Source organism: Streptomyces sp. NPDC054887 (assembly GCF_053610585.1).
On sequence record NZ_JBSGYQ010000052.1, the window covers coordinates 19,464 to 30,450 of the forward strand.

At 70.7% G+C, this 10,987-nt stretch carries 13 protein-coding genes; 4 read left to right on the plus strand and 9 right to left on the minus strand.

The annotated features are described in order from the left end of the window. Nucleotides 1-121 precede the first annotated feature (121 nt). Nucleotides 122-727, minus strand: coding sequence for a flavodoxin family protein (locus ACWGH0_RS25655; RefSeq protein WP_453406590.1), 606 nt, complete (start codon nt 725-727; stop codon nt 122-124). Nucleotides 728-953: 226 nt separating this feature from the next. Between ACWGH0_RS25655 and ACWGH0_RS25660 the strand changes: the two genes are divergently transcribed. Next, nucleotides 954-1,166, plus strand: a complete 213-nt coding sequence (locus tag ACWGH0_RS25660; RefSeq protein WP_453406591.1) for a hypothetical protein — start codon at nt 954-956, stop codon at nt 1,164-1,166. A 34-nt stretch (nt 1,167-1,200) separates the two neighbouring features. Here ACWGH0_RS25660 and ACWGH0_RS25665 read toward each other — a convergent pair whose 3' ends face one another. After that, a complete protein-coding gene (locus ACWGH0_RS25665) occupies nt 1,201-1,902 on the minus strand; it encodes a DUF2637 domain-containing protein (RefSeq protein ID WP_453406592.1) in 702 nt (233 codons plus the stop codon). A 139-nt stretch (nt 1,903-2,041) separates the two neighbouring features. Beyond that, nucleotides 2,042-2,350: a hypothetical protein gene (locus tag ACWGH0_RS25670; RefSeq protein ID WP_453406593.1), complete on the minus strand. Its 309-nt coding sequence runs from the start codon at nt 2,348-2,350 to the stop codon at nt 2,042-2,044. Between the two features lie 667 nt (nt 2,351-3,017). On the opposite strand from ACWGH0_RS25670, the gene ACWGH0_RS25675 reads away from it, so the two are divergent. Next, nucleotides 3,018-3,461: a flavin reductase family protein gene (locus ACWGH0_RS25675; RefSeq protein WP_453406619.1), complete on the plus strand. Its 444-nt coding sequence runs from the start codon at nt 3,018-3,020 to the stop codon at nt 3,459-3,461. 114 nt (nt 3,462-3,575) lie between these two features. Here the strand turns inward: ACWGH0_RS25675 and ACWGH0_RS25680 are convergent, their stop codons facing one another. The 6 genes from ACWGH0_RS25680 to ACWGH0_RS25705 form a co-directional block, all read right to left on the minus strand. Then, the gene (locus ACWGH0_RS25680) at nt 3,576-4,397 is read right to left on the minus strand and encodes an endonuclease I family protein (protein ID WP_453406594.1); all 822 of its coding nucleotides are present in this window, start codon (nt 4,395-4,397) and stop codon (nt 3,576-3,578) included. A 253-nt stretch (nt 4,398-4,650) separates the two neighbouring features. Then, a complete protein-coding gene (locus tag ACWGH0_RS25685; RefSeq protein WP_453406620.1) occupies nt 4,651-5,232 on the minus strand; it encodes an isochorismatase family protein in 582 nt (193 codons plus the stop codon). Nucleotides 5,233-5,374: 142 nt separating this feature from the next. Then, nucleotides 5,375-6,562: an IS21-like element helper ATPase IstB gene (gene istB / locus ACWGH0_RS25690; protein WP_453406595.1), complete on the minus strand. Its 1,188-nt coding sequence runs from the start codon at nt 6,560-6,562 to the stop codon at nt 5,375-5,377. A 165-nt stretch (nt 6,563-6,727) separates the two neighbouring features. After that, complete coding sequence (locus ACWGH0_RS25695; RefSeq protein ID WP_453406596.1) at nt 6,728-7,561, minus strand: class II glutamine amidotransferase; 834 nt, start codon at nt 7,559-7,561, stop codon at nt 6,728-6,730. 72 nt (nt 7,562-7,633) lie between these two features. Next, nucleotides 7,634-8,329, minus strand: coding sequence for a L,D-transpeptidase (locus ACWGH0_RS25700; RefSeq protein ID WP_453406597.1), 696 nt, complete (start codon nt 8,327-8,329; stop codon nt 7,634-7,636). 144 nt (nt 8,330-8,473) lie between these two features. Next, the gene (locus ACWGH0_RS25705; protein WP_453406598.1) at nt 8,474-8,878 is read right to left on the minus strand and encodes an ATP-binding protein; all 405 of its coding nucleotides are present in this window, start codon (nt 8,876-8,878) and stop codon (nt 8,474-8,476) included. A gap of 280 nt (nt 8,879-9,158) precedes the next feature. Between ACWGH0_RS25705 and ACWGH0_RS25710 the strand changes: the two genes are divergently transcribed. Together ACWGH0_RS25710 and ACWGH0_RS25715 are read left to right on the plus strand one after the other, a co-directional pair. Continuing rightward, on the plus strand, nt 9,159-9,947 hold the full coding sequence (locus ACWGH0_RS25710) for a restriction endonuclease (protein WP_453406599.1): 789 nt from the start codon (nt 9,159-9,161) through the stop codon (nt 9,945-9,947). An 83-nt stretch (nt 9,948-10,030) separates the two neighbouring features. Then, entirely contained in the window at nt 10,031-10,921 is an 891-nt protein-coding gene (locus ACWGH0_RS25715) for an RNA polymerase sigma factor SigF (RefSeq protein ID WP_453406600.1), read from the plus strand. Nucleotides 10,922-10,987 lie beyond the last annotated feature (66 nt).

Consider the following 10,987-nt stretch of genomic DNA (forward strand, 5'->3'; position numbering starts at 1 on the left):
TGCGTCTCCGCGCCGTGCGGGTACCCGCTTCCCGCCGGCTCACCCGGCCCGGGCGTCCCAGCCGGCCGTCTCACGATCGGTCGGCGCTCGGCGGTCGGGCCGGGACGTCGGATCGGGGACGTCAGGCCGGCGGGGCCTGCAAGGGGTGGGCGGCCAGGGCCTCGGCCGTGGTGTGCAGGTTCGCGGCCATGGCGCGGCCGGTCCGGTGCGCCCAGTCGTGCCCGCGCTCGTCGTCGAGGTAGTCGGGCCCGGCCCCCGGACCGAGGTGCCAGTACGTCCATGCCTGGCCGGGAATGGTGTAGCCGATGTCGCCGAGGGCTCCGCCGATCTCGCTGATGACGTGGTGGGCGCCGTCCTCGTTGCCGGTCACCACGACGCCGGCGACCCGGTTGTACGCCACCGGCCGGCCCTCGTCGTCGGTTTCGGACAGCATGGCGTCCATCCGCTCCAGCACCCGCTGGACGACCGAGGACGGCCGGCCGAGCCAGGTCGGGGACGCGACGACGAGGATCTCGGAGCGCAGCAGCTGCTCGTGCACCCGCGGCCAGTCGTCCCCCTCCCCCATGTCCGACTGCACGCCGGGCAGCAGGTTGAGGTCCACGGCCCGTACCGATTCCACGCTCACCCCGCGCGACACCAGTTCCGCCGTGACCACTTGGGCCAGCGCCTCGGTGTTCGACGGCTCGGGTGAGGGCTTGAGGGTGCAATTGATCATGAGAGCTCGCATGTGTGACCGACTTCCCTGCCACCTCGTGCGCTAACCACGCCGGGGCCCGTCGGCGGGTGTGGAGCTCTTCCCGGGGCCGCCGCTGCGGGCGGACAGGGCGTAAACCTCCTGTTTCCGGTTTTCCTCCGGGTGGCTCACGCCGATTCGCCCCTTCAGACGCGACGGCGTCTCATGGAGACAGCGAGCGGGCCGGTCCCGCTCGCCGTGAGCGCAGAAGGGCACGCCGATGTACGAGATGCGCGCCGAGTCGACTGTCGGCAGAGGCGAACTGATCTGGCACGTCATCCGCAAGGATGTGGACCCCAGCGCCCTGTGCGGGCGCTTTCTGACCCAGGTGTCACCGGCAGCGCTGTTCTCCCAGATCGAGGCGGCCGCGGAACGTTACTGCCCCTCGTGCATGACGGCGTTCAGTACGGCCTTCAGGAGTCACGGCCACTGAGGGGGCCGGCGACCCCGGTACCCGCGCCCCGGCGTCACGCCGACGGACGGCTCTGTCCGGCGGAGCGCTGGGGCGCCGACGTGGGGCTCCGGTGGCGGGGGGCCGCCTGCCGGGGCGGCCGGGTGAGGGTGATCTGCCGGACGAGCTGCTGGAAGCAGGCGAGCGCGGCGAACGACGGGAGAGCGGCGGCCGCCACGTCCACGACCGTGCGGGGAACCTGGGAGACGCACAGGAGTACCGACACGGTGGAGAAGAGGAGTACGACGCTCCACGAGTGCACGGCACGGCGCTGGTGCAGCGCGGCGCGCAGGATGGAGAGCGAGGCGACCATCCAGGGCCCGTAGACGAGCAGCGGCCACCACGAGACGGCGCTTTCGGCGGTGCGGTAGCTGGCGAGGTGGCGCAGGGGGTCGTACGTGACCATGCCGCCGAAGACGCACACCATGGAGACGATGACCGCGGCCAGCGCGGCGAGGAAGAAGCTCATCGTCTGGAGCACCCCGGCCGGGCGTTTCCGTGACGGTGCGCGGCGGCGGCGGGGCGCGGTGCGCACGACTGGCAGTTCCGCCGTGATGCGCGTCAGACCTTCGAGGGGCGTACCGGTGTCCTCGGTCGCCGCGACGTCCGCCTCGAGGTCCGGGCCGTCCGGGCCGACGGGCGGCGCGGCGGTGTCCGCGTCCGCCTTCAGTGCCTCTTGCAGCAGGTGGGCGAGTTCCTCCGCCGGGTCCCAGGGCATGTCGAGCGGACCGAGGGGGTCGAGGGGCGCGGGCTGCGCGTGTCTGGCCCCGCTCCGCGGACGGCCGTCGACCTGGGGCGACCAGGGGCCGGCGCCTGGGCCTTCGTCCGGCGGTCCCGTCCGGTGACGTCCGCGCGCTTCATGCATGGCACGGCCCGCCCGGCCGGTCCCGACGGCCGTCCTCGGCTGCGGCGGCGTGCAACAGTCCGACGAACTCGGCCTCGATGCGCCCCAGCTCCGTCAGGAAGACCTCAAGGAGCGGGGACGAGTAGCGCAGGTCGACGCACCGGTCGTCGTCGTGCAAGGTCGCGTGTACCCGCTGGGCGAAGCCGCCGCGTACGGGGGGCGTGAAGACCCACTTCCCCATCCGCACAGCCGGGGCGGCGACTTCACTCCTGGGGCCGATCGAGCCAGGCACGGGCGAGTCGGCCCGCTGCGCTTTCGTCATATTCCGCCCAACGGTGCAGGCATTGGGCAGGATGTGCGGCATTTGGGTGATGGGGGAGCATACGGGCGTTCGCGCCCAGGCGGTTTATCGGTTCTGCGGGGGGCCTGCGGTGTACGGTGCGCCCTTCCCCGGCCCGCCCGGGCCCGGCCCGGTTCCGCTCCACCCCGCCAGGTGGTGCGGAACCGGCGGAAGCCGCGGCCGGGGCGATCACGCCGCCACGGGTGGAGGCGTCCGGCCGGTGAGCCGCCCCCAACCTACGGCGCGCGCCGGCCGCCGACGACGGGCCGGCCCGGGGGTCCGGAGGTGCGCCGGGGGCGCACAGAGGTGTGGGCGCCGACCGGGCGGTGCTTCGCGCCGGTCGCCCGCCGGCCAGGACGCCCCGCCGCTCCCGCATCACTCTCGACGTCCCCGCCGTCAGCGGCCGGCCGCGTGCTCCGGGACGGCGGCGGCCAGTGGTGGAACGACCTCCCGTGGCGGCGCGTGGGCCGTTTCGGGAAGTCGGTGACGGCGCAGGGCTGTTGCTCGAAGGACCAGGTGGAGCGGCCGGGGTCACGGTGGCCGTGGCGGATCACTCACTCAGCGGGCCCATGCCGTACCCGGCGCGTGCGCCGCGCGGTACGGTCCTTTCGTGGAGCTCGACACGTTCACCGATCTGCTCGACTACCCGATGTACCTCGTGACCGCCGCGACGGCGGACGAGCGGGCGGGGTGCCTGGTGGGATTCGCCTCCCAGACCTCGATCGACCCGTCCCGGTTCGTGGTGTGGCTCTCCCGCGCCAACCGCACGTACCGTGTGGCGCGCCGGGCCGAGCACGTGGCGGTGCACCTGCTGAGACGTGAGGACAGGGCGCTGGCCGAACTGTTCGGCGGCGAGACGGGCGACAGCGTCGACAAGTTCGCGCGCGTCGCCTGGCAGCCGGGGCTCGGCGGGACCCCTGTGCTGGACGCGGCGTGCGCCTGGTTCGTCGGACGCGTACTGGACCGTTTCGACGGCGGGGACCACGTGGGGTTTCTCCTCGCGCCGGTGGCGCTGTCCCCGCACGCGGCCGGCCGCCCCCGGTTGCTCGGCCTGACCGACGTCGCCGGCATGACGCCGGGCCATCCCGCCTGATCCCGCACCGCGAGTCACCCTGCGGCGCGGCCGGGCAGAGCCCGGACCGCCGGCCCCGCCGCTGCGCGCGGGGCCGGCGCCGGATCCCACGGCGCTGCTGCCGGGGCGACACTGCTACCAGATGGACTCGACCCACTCGGGGTGGTCGATGAACGGGTTCCGGTTGTGCTGGTAGGTGCTGTAGATGACCTCGTTGCGGCGCTTCTCGAAGGCGTCCGGCGGGTCCTGGAGCGACCACTGCTTCAGGACGCTGAGGCGGCCGATCGCCGGGAGCGAGCCGTTGCCGACGCGGTCGTTGGGTTCGAGGTCGGCGAAGCCGTCGCCGCCGTCGTACCGTACGGCCATGTAGAGGATCATGCGGGCCACGTCGCCCTTGACGGCGTTGCGGGGCTCGAAGCTGTCGGCGTCGGTGTAGTTCCCGGTCGCGCCCGACACGGCGGAGCCGCCGTTGTCGAAGTCCTTGTTGCCGCGGATGCTGTTGACGGTGACGTCTTCCGGGCGCAGGTGGTGCAGGTCCGTGCCGGGCCCGGTGGAGGTGCCGAAGTCGCCGTGCGACTTGGCCCACACGTGTTCGCGGTTCCAGTCGCCGGTGTTGCCCCCACTGCGGGTCTTGGCGATGGACTTGCCCGTGTAGAGCTCGATGACGTTCGCGGTGTTGGCCGGGTCCTGATCGGTGTTCTTCAGGGCTGTCCACACCTGGTCGTACGACACCGTGGACTGCGACCTGATGATCGTGTGCAGCGCGCTCTTGAGCGTGGCGCCGGTCTTGCCTTCGGCGGCGGCGTAGTACGAGTCGACGTCCGCGGCGGCGGCGGTCGCGGCGCTGCCGGTGACCGGAGCGGCGGATCCGGCCTGGGTGGGGGACGCTGCGGCCACGCCTATGGACGCGGCCGCGACCAGGGCGGCGGCCCATCTCAGAGTGATGCGACGGGACATGGGGATGGTGTCCTCTCACGGGCGCCCGATGGGGCGGGCGATCTCGACGGTGGTCGGACCTTGCCACACCGTGGACAACTTCGGATGACATCCACGCAACAACCACAATTCAAGATCACAACTGTTCATCGGCCGCCACGTCGACCTCCGAACTGGCCCCGAAGGGGCGCACGTTCAACCTGACGCCGCGCAGGAAGGGGTTAGCGCGGGGTCCATGAGCCGTCACCACCACGGCAGTTGCCGCCGCCCGGCCTCAGCGGCCGGGCGAGGGAACGGCCGTGAACGTGACGTCCGTTGCGGTGGCGGTGATCTCGGCCCCGGCGCCGAGGGCCCATTCCGCGACGCGTGAGACCACGGCGGCCGGAACGGCCTCGCTGATACCGGGCGCCGCCGGGATGTCCTGTGTGGCGTGGGCGTCGTGCGGGATCACGACCCGGTAGCCGAGCGCCAGCGCCGTACGGGCCGTGGCCAGTACGCACATCTCCGACATCACCCCGCAGACAGCGAGTGCCCGTACCTCCGCGTCGGCCAGCACACGCCCCAGCGAGGTGCCCGCGAACCCGTCGTCCTCGGGCTTGCGGACGACCACCTCGGTGGGACCCGGCTGCGGCGGGTGGTGGAGTTCCCAGCCGGGCGTGTGCGGCTCGTCGTCCGCTCCGGCCGGCCCGTCGTTCTGGATGTGGACCACGAGCGCCCCGCTCCTGCGCGCCCGCGCGATCAGATCGCCCGTACGGTCCACGAGGCGGGCGGCGTCGGGTACCGCGCCTGCGCCTTGGACGAACGCCGACTGGACGTCCACAACGAGCAGGGCCTCAACGGGTTTCTCGGAAGTGATCACACCGCCATCATGGCCGCCCGCGCCGCCTGCCCGCACATGATTTCGACCCGGCTGGAGCCGGCAGCGAACGCGTCTCACGGACGCGATGCGCGCGGCTGGACGCACGCGTGGTGGCACGCGCCTCCCGGTGGCGGGCGCGTCAGCGTCCGGGAGCCGCTGCCTCGCGTCCCGCGACGACGACGGCCCCGAGCCCCCGTGTGCGGTAGCTGTCGGCGTCGAGGGTCACCACCTCCGCGTGGTGGGCCAGGCGGTCGACCGTCGCGGAGGCGATCCCGGCGTCCTGGAAGATCTCCTCCCAGCGCCCGAACGGCCGGTCGCTGGTGACGATCAGTGAGGCCCGCTCGTAGCGGTGGGAGACGAGCTGGAAGAGGAGGTGGGGCGCTTCCCCCTCCAGGGGCGCGTAGCCGAGTTCGTCCACGATCAGCACCGGATACTCGTCCAGCCGTGCGAACTCCTTCGCGAGCCGGCCGGCTGCCTTCGCCTCGCCGAGGCGGGCGGCCCACTCGGCCGCCGTGGCGAACAGCACCTGGTGGCCCGCCTGGCACGCCCGTACGCCCAGCGCCACGGCCAGGTGCGTCTTGCCGGTGCCAGGAGCACCGAGGAAGACGACGTTGCGCCTGCTGCCGACGAAGTCGGCCTTGCCCAGCCGCGCGAGGGTCTCGGGGCCCGGCGAACGCAGGTGGCTGTCGTCGAACATCTCCAGGGCCTTGCGCGCGGGGAAGCCGGCCGCCTCGATCCGCGCCTCCGCCGCACTGCCCGGCACGTCGGGCTCGTGGTCCCGCTGGCGCGGCAGGACGACCGGTTGCGGCTCGGCCGCGGCCTGCCCCCGGTGCTCGTGCGAGGCCATGGGGCCGGACATGTAGGCGAGGATCGCCGCCGAGGCGATGAACGCCATGTGGATCACCGTTCCCCACAGCAGGTCGTGCTGGGGCGTGTGGTGCACGTCCACGAACATCTGGAGCAGGTGGACCGACGAGATGCCCACGATGGCGGTGGCCAGCTTCACCTTCAGGACGTTGGAGTTGACGTGCGAGAGCCACTCGGGCTGGTCGCGGTGGCCCTGGAGTCCGATCCGGGAGACGAAGGTCTCGTACCCGCCGACGATCACCATGATCAGCAGATTGGCGATCATCACGACGTCGACCAGCTTGAGGACGGCGAGCATGACATGGGTCTCGTCCGCCCGCCCGCTGACCACGTGGTCGATGAGGTGCCACAACTCGTTGAAGAACTTGTAGACGTAGACCCCCTGCGCGGCCACCAGGCCGAAGTACAGCGGAGCTTGCAGCCATCGGGTGGCGAAGAGCGCGCACCCGAGCGTCGTCATGGTCGATGGGGACGAGGCAGGGCGGGACACAGGACCTCCGGCCGTGGGGAGCTTCGTATTCTTGTGGTCCACGGCCGAAAATCTGAATTCGCGCCACCCTTTGGGGTTAATAGAATTCCAGTAGGACAGCCGCATATGTCCACGAAGGGACCGCAGCTTGCCCGGCTACACCGGCTCGGGGGCGAAGGGCGTGAGTTCGTCAGCGCCCGGCTGGACGACGGCGCACGTGGCCTCGGGCAGCTCGTTCCACACGCCCGGCAGGTCCCCCAGCGGCTCGGACACGATGAGCCGCGTGTCGGGCGAGACGTTCCGCAGGAACGCGAGGTCGGGGTGGAGCGCCCGTACGGTGGCCGGCCGGGCGCTGTAGAACAGCGACCGCGAGCGCATCTGGCTGGAGTACCGGAAGGCCCACAGCCGCTCACTGTCGGTCACCGCGACGGTCATCTGGAGCGGGAACTCCACCCCGTGCTCATGCCCCATCGCCTCCACCAGACCCGCCATCCGCGCCACCGCGCCCGGGGCGTCCTGGTCCAGACCGAGGGTGATGGCCAGGTAGAACATCACCTCGGAGTCCGTCGAACCCTCCAGCGACGAGAACAGCGCCGGGTCGATGGCCATGGACAGGGCGCGCCGCATCCGGTGGAAGTCGGTGATCACCCCGTTGTGCATCCACATCCACCGTCCGTGACGAAAGGGATGGCAGTTCGTCTGCTGCACGGCCGTACCGGTCGAGGCGCGCACGTGGGCGAAGAACAGCGGTGAGCGGACGTGGTCCGCGATCTCCTGGAGGTTCCGGTTGTTCCAGGCGGGGCCCGTGTCGCGGACGATGGCCGGAGTGCCGGCGCCGGATCCGTACCAGCCGATGCCGAATCCGTCGCCGTTGGTCGTCTCCACCCCCATCCGCGAATGAAGGCTCTGGTCGATCAGGGAGTGAGCGGGCTTGTACAGGATGTCACCGAGCAGTACGGGAGTCCCGGAATAGGCAAGCCATCGGCACATGGAGAACACTCCCTGCCTCGACGCAGCTTCCCCTGGCGGATGCCCAGCACGATCGCCGGGAAACGGGTGTACTCAGGTACCGGACTTACGGCCGTAGACGAAGACGTCGTCGCCGGTGCGGAGCATGCTCCAGTACTTGGAGGCGGCGGTTTTGGTCATGTTGACGCACCCGTGCGAGCCGGGCGGCGCCCAGACGCTGATGCCGACGGAGTGGAACGCCTGGCCGCCGTCGAAGAACTGGCTGTACGGCATCGGCACGTCGTAGATGCTGGAGACGTGGTCGATGTTGCGCCAGTAGATCTTCTTCAGGCCGGTGCGCGTCTCGTAGCCGTCGCGTCCGGTACGCACCGGGACGGGTCCGTACTTCAGCTCCCTGCCGTCCTGGATCCAGCTGAGCTGGAGCGTCAGGTCGACGCAGGCGATACGGCCCTTGTTCGTCGGGCAGTTCCCGGACCGGTTCGGGTTGGTCCCCACGGCCTTCTGCTTGTTCATCAGATTCATGACGCCCCAGGTGACGGGGCCCGCGAAACCGGCGTTCGGGCTGATGGAGTGTTTCGTCTGGAATGCCTGGATCGCCCGGCAGTCCGCCGCCGACTGCCTTCCGTCGACCGGCCGGCCGAGGAACTTCTCCACCTGCTTCTGGTAGGGGCCGGTCTGCGTCGTGCACGAGGCGGCCTGGGCGGGCGCGGCGCCCAATGCCACGGTGAGCGGAGCCACCAGTGCGGTAATTCCGGCTGCGACGATTCCTCTTCGGCGTATGTCCCTCACTGCGTCCGCCTTCCTGAGCGCCCGTGATTAACGTTTCGCCTAATAGACGGCCGAAATGGGGTCACAGTTGCACGGAAGAAGGAGACGGTTCGGTAACCGCCCCAATGCGGTTCGGTAACCGCCTCGGTGAGAGCGGTGAACGCCTCAGCCCGGCGAGGTGACGGCGCCGGGCACGAGCGCCCAGACGTACTTGCCGTCCGTGTGCGTTTCGACGCCCCAGCGCGAGGTCAGCCGGTCGAGGATGTGCAGCCCGAATCCCCCGACGCCGCCGTCGAGATCGGGAACGCGCCGGGAGGGCGGCCGGGGACTGGCGTCGCGGACGGTCAGGCGGACGCCGTCCTCGGTCGGGTCCAGCTTGAGCCAGGCATCCGTGCCGGCGTGCCGGTGGGCGTTGGTGACCAGCTCCGAGACGAGGAGCACCACGACGTCGACACGTTCCGCCGGCCAGCTCCACGCCTCCAGCGTTTCCCGGGCGAGATCGCGGGCATGACCGAACGCGCCGGGCCCCTGGGCGATACACCAGCCGTGGCCGGTCACGGCGTCAGACATCGCTTTCGCGCGTCCGTCTGGAAATGATCACGTCCATGGATCCCTCGACCGAACTCGAATCATGGGCAAAGGCTACGGGATCCGTGGCGGATTCCGTCAGGTCCTCGCGCTCAAGGCTTCTCCGCCCCTTTGCAGGAGCCGCTTTCCGGGGCCGCCGTCCTCAAGTCCTCGACGTGCGGCGCGCGGTGGGGATTCGCCCTGTTGTTCAAATGGCCGGATCGGGGCAGACGGCAGCAATGAATGATCTTCACGCTGCCGCATCCAGGGGTGACCTTCACATATGACCATATCCATGCGCAGGCCGGGACGGACCGAGCGGAGAAGGGCATTCAGCCTCCGGCAGACGATTCTGTGCTTCGGCCTGGTGGGCGTGGTGCTGTGCGGGGCCGGGCTCACCGTCAGGCTCGCCGTACGAACCGCCGACAGCCGTCCGCTGGTTGCCGTGCTGATCGCGGTCGCCGTGGCCTGCGCGGTGGCGGCCTCACGCCGGGCACGGGGGCGCCGGAGCGCCGCGCGCGTCGCCGAAGCCGTCGTGGAGGCCACGTACGAGATGGCCGAGGGCGCCCCGGCCGGGGCGGGGCGCGGCGCTCCCGCCCCCGCCGCGGCGACGGAGGCACAGGCCGTCGCGGAAGCGCCCGTCGAGACCTTCGCCGCGGCGGACTACGCCGCGATGGACCCGGCGGACTTCGAGCAGGCCGTCGCCGCGCTGTGCGAGCGGGACGGCTGCCACGACGTCCACGTCGTCGGCGGAGCCGGGGATCTCGGGGCCGACGTCGTGGGCACCACGCCCGACGGACGGCGCTTCGTCATCCAGTGCAAGCGCTACGGCCCGATGAACAAGGTCGGCTCGCAGGACGTGCAGCGCTTCGGCGGCACGTGCTTCGCGGTGCACGAGGCCGAGGTCGCGGCCGTCGTCACCACCGGTGAGTTCACCCGGCCCGCCGCCGAGTACGCCGAGCAGTGCGGAATCCTGTGCGTCGACCACGCGGGGCTCGCGGCATGGACCGACGGCAGCGGCCCGGCCCCCTGGGAGGCGGAGGTGAGCGCGCCCGTCGGCGATTGCCCCTGATTCATTGCCGTACAGCATGAATACAAAATTGAAGCCAGGGCACACCGTCGTGGGAACAAGCTCTACCAGGGAGGGACAGAGACATGACAGCGACTTCCGCCCAGGCCGCCGACACCGACAGCACGGAGGCCGCGGCCCCGTCGGGTGTCGGTGCACCGGCCGGTGCCGAGGAGTTGCCTTGGATCGAGGACGCGGGGAAGGTGGCCCCGAAGGACGCTCGAGCACTGTCGAAGCTGTTCTTCGAGCGGCTCCAAGTCCTTGAAGAGGGCACTCACGAGTACCAGTACGCCCGCAACACCCTCGTCGAGATGAACCTCTCTCTCGTGCACTTCTCCGCGCGCCGGTTCCGCAACCGCGGCAGCGGCGAGATGGAGGACATCATCCAGGTCGGGACCATCGGCCTCATCAAGGCCATCGACCGGTTCGACCTCTCGCGCGAGGTCGAGTTCACCAGCTTCGCCCTCCCCTACATCGTCGGGGAGATCAAGCGCTTCTTCCGCGACACCTCGTGGGCCGTCCACGTTCCCCGGCGGCTCCAGGAACTGCGGGTCGAGCTCGCGAAGGCCAAGGAGCGCCTCTCCCTCGACCTCGGCCGCGAGCCGACCGTCAAGCAGCTCGCCGACCACCTCAACCTCACCGAGGAAGAGGTCATAGAGGGCATAGTCGCCTCGAACGGTTACGTCGCGGGCTCCCTGGAGACACCCAGCGACGGCGGCGACCACGGTGAGGGGGCCCGGACCGTCGCCGACGTGCTGGGCGAGCCGGACCCCGCCATGGAGACGATCGAGGATCTGCACACGCTGGCTCCCCTGCTGGACCAGCTCGACGACCGGGAGCGCCGTCTCATCGAGATGCGTTTCGGCCAGGAGCTGACCCAGGCCCAGATCGGGGAGCACCTCGGCGTCTCGCAGATGCAGGTCTCGCGCCTGCTGAGCCGTACGATCGCGAAGCTCCGGGCGGGCATGTTCGCCTGAGCGTCCGCCCCTGCGCCGGGCGGACCGGTGCGGCCGCCGCAGGGCCACGAGCCACTCCGTGGGCGC

What these genes read in the sequence shown, in the direction of transcription:
- ACWGH0_RS25655 (WP_453406590.1), bottom strand. Translation starts at nt 727, where the DNA reads ATGCGAGCTCTCATGATCAATTGCACCCTCAAGCCCTCACCCGAGCCG.
- ACWGH0_RS25660 (WP_453406591.1), top strand. Translation starts at nt 954, where the DNA reads ATGTACGAGATGCGCGCCGAGTCGACTGTCGGCAGAGGCGAACTGATC.
- ACWGH0_RS25665 (WP_453406592.1), bottom strand. Translation starts at nt 1,902, where the DNA reads ATGCCCTGGGACCCGGCGGAGGAACTCGCCCACCTGCTGCAAGAGGCA.
- ACWGH0_RS25670 (WP_453406593.1), bottom strand. Translation starts at nt 2,350, where the DNA reads ATGACGAAAGCGCAGCGGGCCGACTCGCCCGTGCCTGGCTCGATCGGC.
- ACWGH0_RS25675 (WP_453406619.1), top strand. Translation starts at nt 3,018, where the DNA reads ATGTACCTCGTGACCGCCGCGACGGCGGACGAGCGGGCGGGGTGCCTG.
- ACWGH0_RS25680 (WP_453406594.1), bottom strand. Translation starts at nt 4,397, where the DNA reads ATGTCCCGTCGCATCACTCTGAGATGGGCCGCCGCCCTGGTCGCGGCC.
- istB (WP_453406595.1), bottom strand. Translation starts at nt 6,562, where the DNA reads ATGACGACGCTCGGGTGCGCGCTCTTCGCCACCCGATGGCTGCAAGCT.
- ACWGH0_RS25695 (WP_453406596.1), bottom strand. Translation starts at nt 7,561, where the DNA reads ATGTGCCGATGGCTTGCCTATTCCGGGACTCCCGTACTGCTCGGTGAC.
- ACWGH0_RS25705 (WP_453406598.1), bottom strand. Translation starts at nt 8,878, where the DNA reads ATGTCTGACGCCGTGACCGGCCACGGCTGGTGTATCGCCCAGGGGCCC.
- ACWGH0_RS25710 (WP_453406599.1), top strand. Translation starts at nt 9,159, where the DNA reads ATGACCATATCCATGCGCAGGCCGGGACGGACCGAGCGGAGAAGGGCA.
- ACWGH0_RS25715 (WP_453406600.1), top strand. Translation starts at nt 10,031, where the DNA reads ATGACAGCGACTTCCGCCCAGGCCGCCGACACCGACAGCACGGAGGCC.